The organism is Streptomyces sp. NPDC005728, from assembly GCF_040630895.1.
Taxonomy (GTDB): domain Bacteria; phylum Actinomycetota; class Actinomycetes; order Streptomycetales; family Streptomycetaceae; genus Streptomyces.
Genome location: NZ_JBEXYL010000298.1, coordinates 1 through 1,270 on the forward strand (window position 1 = coordinate 1; position 1,270 = coordinate 1,270).

At 69.8% G+C, this 1,270-nt stretch carries 1 protein-coding gene; it reads right to left on the reverse strand.

Translation table 11 applies throughout. The features are described from left to right. Nucleotides 1-253: 253 nt before the first annotated feature. Nucleotides 254-1,063: a hypothetical protein gene (locus tag ABZ471_RS48735; protein ID WP_359075637.1), complete on the reverse strand. Its 810-nt coding sequence runs from the start codon at nucleotides 1,061-1,063 to the stop codon at nucleotides 254-256. Between the last annotated feature and the right edge of the window lie 207 nt (nucleotides 1,064-1,270).

The following is a 1,270-nucleotide window of genomic DNA, read 5'->3' on the forward strand; positions in this document are numbered from 1 at the left end:
GAGAACGGGGGCACGCGGCAGCTGGCCTTGCTTCCGAGCGTCGTCCCGATCCGCCTTCCGGTCATGCCCTCCCGGACAGACCCTGGGCTGTCTGCCAGCGCGGGGTCTCGTGATCGGGGACGTCCCGGGAGGCGAAGTGGAACGGCACCCCGAGGCGGTCGGCCAGGGCATGGTCCGCCTCAATGGCGGCCGTGCCCGGCTCGGGGTCGTCAGGGCGGTGGTAGACGGTTGTTGGTGCCTCCTCTGAACGTCGTCAGTACGCCCCGAACGACCAGAAGACGCCCACCTCGTCGTCGGTCACCGCGATCAGGCCCAGGTCCTCGAGGAAGTCGAGGCCGTTGAGGTAGTCGGAGGTGAGGAAGCTGTGGGATTCAGTCCCCTGGAGGCCGGCTGCGAGGAAGTCCGGGGCCGGGTCAGAGGCGGCGGTCGTCGCGTTGGTCCAGTAGTGCGCCGTGGGCCCGTACCGATCGAGCAGGGTCCGGGCATCCGCCAGCACGGCGTCCCGGTCCGGGCGGGAGCGGACGGGGGCGGGTTCCGACTGCCATTCCTCGGCCATGATGGCGAGCGCGGCGACCGCCGCCTCCGCCTCCAGGGGGTACAGGCGACCGGGCAACTCTGATGAGTCCGGGGGATCGAAGGGGTACGCAGGCGCCGTGTGGCGGGCGGTGTTGGTGCGGTCCCAGTCCAGTCGGACCCAGCCCCGGGGGTCAGGGACCGACCGGTGCAGCACGGCGCGGACGTCGTGCGCCCAGTCCTCGTACCGCCGAGGGCCGGTAGCCGCAAAGGTGTATGTGTCGTCGAGCAGCCGCAGCGCCGCCGCGTTCCAGGGACAGCGACGGTAGCGGAAGTCCGCCAGCAGACTGCCGATTTGACGGGCAAAGGCGTCCTTCGGCTCGCGGGGGATGCGCCGGAGTTGGTCGAGGGCCCAGTGGGAGAGCTCGCCCCTTTCTTCCGCTGCAAGGTGGACCGGCGCCTGCGGAAGCGGGAGGTCCGTTCCGTCCCATAGCGCCTCCAGGTGCGCGTCGAGCAGGTCCAGGGCGGGCCGGTCGTCAGGCAGGGGCATTTCGCCACTTTAGGCCGTCTCTTTCGGACCATGCCGGCCCGGGGTGATCGGCGAGACGCTCGCTGCGGCAACGATGCGGAGGAGCGACGACACCGTGCGTCAGCTGCCCGAGGAAAGCGCGGTGCTGTCGAAACTCGTGAACATTCCGTCCCGGCCTCAGGAGCCTCGTGCTTCCCAAACCAGTGTCGAAGTGCTGTCCGTTCTCAG

Excerpts from the sequence above, each read along its gene's own strand:
- ABZ471_RS48735 (WP_359075637.1), bottom strand. The coding sequence starts at position 1,063 with ATGCCCCTGCCTGACGACCGGCCCGCCCTGGACCTGCTCGACGCGCAC.